2 protein-coding genes are annotated in these 1,656 nt (G+C 70.7%); one reads left to right on the forward strand and one right to left on the reverse strand.

The window, feature by feature from the left end; all coding sequences use genetic code 11:
- Positions 1-57: 57 nt before the first annotated feature.
- A complete protein-coding gene (locus FV223_RS27040) occupies positions 58-273 on the reverse strand; it encodes a hypothetical protein (protein WP_147729791.1) in 216 nt (71 codons plus the stop codon).
- 427 nt (positions 274-700) lie between these two features.
- Between FV223_RS27040 and FV223_RS27045 the strand changes: the two genes are divergently transcribed.
- A partial coding sequence (locus tag FV223_RS27045; protein ID WP_147729792.1) for a trypsin-like peptidase domain-containing protein occupies positions 701-1,656 on the forward strand: 956 nt, incomplete at its 3' end.

The following is a 1,656-nucleotide window of genomic DNA, read 5'->3' on the forward strand; positions in this document are numbered from 1 at the left end:
GGCCGGGCGCGGTCGCGTCGCGGAAGCGCCGCCCGTCCGGGGGGCCGGCGCGACGTCTCAGTTCAGGTAGGTGCGGATCCAGTTCGGGGACAGGATCTCGCCCTCGTCCGTGATGATCCAGGGCTGCTTGGCCGGGTCGGTCAGCGCGCCGGCGGCGGCGGCGATCGCCTCGCGCAGGGTGCCGTAGCGCTTGGGCTGCGCCAGCGGCGAGCTTGCCGGCAGGGTGCGCCAGATCGTCAGATCGGCGGGTCGTTCGAGGGCCTCGGTTTCCATCTCACTCTTTTCCTTCCGAAACGGTATCGTCCGTTCAGGCGTCCACGGCCGGCACCAGGGCTGGCCGATCAGGAACGCAGCGTATTTGCCCAGACATCGAAGCATCTCTAAGGCAGCTTCACGATCATTGCGGCACCCTCGTCAGGAACCGGTCATGATTGCGTCGCAAATCGCCCGCGTCGGATTGCCGACCACCGGTGGCAGATCGCGCGCGAACACCTCAGGACTTCGTTTCGTCTTGTCGAAACTGTGGTCTTGAGGAATGACCATTCCGTTACCGTCTCCGCCGCAGCGCGACGGTGCGGCGCCGCACCTTGACCATTCCCGTGCGAGAACGTTGAAGCGGGCAGGCTGAATGCCACGTTAAGGGTCGACGGATCGCGGGTCGGCCGCGTCGTCGTGCCCGTCGGTCGGAGATCGCGTCATCGTGCCGGATCGTTTCGCGCGCCTCGTGCTGGCCGCCATCCTGGTGCTGCTGGCGCTGTTCGTCGCACAGCCCTACGTCACCGCGTTCCTGTTCTCGCGGGAGGTCCCGCGCGCGGTGACCGCCCGCGGCGACCTCGCACCGGCGGAGGCGACCACCGTCGCGCTGTTCGAGCGGGCGAGCCCTTCGGTGGTGCACGTCTTCGCGCAAGGGGCGGCGCGCGGCGCCGACCTGATGAGCCTCGACGACGAATCCGAGCAGGGCCAGGAGGGCGGCCGGTCAGGCAACACCCAGACCGGGACCGGCTTCGTCTGGGATGCCGGCGGCCACGTCGTCACCAACAACCACGTCGTCCAGGCGGCGATCCAGTCGGGCGGGTCGATCTCGGTGCGCCTGTCCTCGGGCGAGGTGGTCTCCGCGACCGTGGTCGGCGCCGCGCCGGCCTACGACCTTGCGGTGCTGCGGCTCGGCCGGGTGGCGAAGGCGCCGCCGCCGCTCGCCATCGGCACCTCGGCCGACCTGAAGGTCGGGCAGTCCACCTTCGCCATCGGCAACCCGTTCGGGCTCGACCACACCCTCACCACCGGCGTGATCAGCGCGCTCCAGCGGCGCCTGCCGACGAGCGAGGGCCGCGAATTGTCCGGCGTGATCCAGACCGATGCGGCGATCAACCCCGGCAATTCCGGCGGGCCGCTGCTCGATTCCGCCGGCCGGCTGATCGGCGTCAACACCGCGATCTTCTCGCCGTCCGGGGCGAGCGCCGGCATCGGCTTCGCGGTGCCGGTGGACGTGGTCAACCGCGTGGTGCCCGATCTCATCCGCAACGGCCGCGTGCGCAACCCCGGCATCGGCATCATCGCCGGCCAGGAGGCGACCGCCGCCCGGCTCGGCATCGACGGCGTCGTGGTGCTCCGCGTCCTGCGCGGATCGCCGGCCGCCGGCGCGGGCCTGCGCGGGGT

Source organism: Methylobacterium sp. WL116, from assembly GCF_008039455.1.
Taxonomy (GTDB): domain Bacteria; phylum Pseudomonadota; class Alphaproteobacteria; order Rhizobiales; family Beijerinckiaceae; genus Methylobacterium.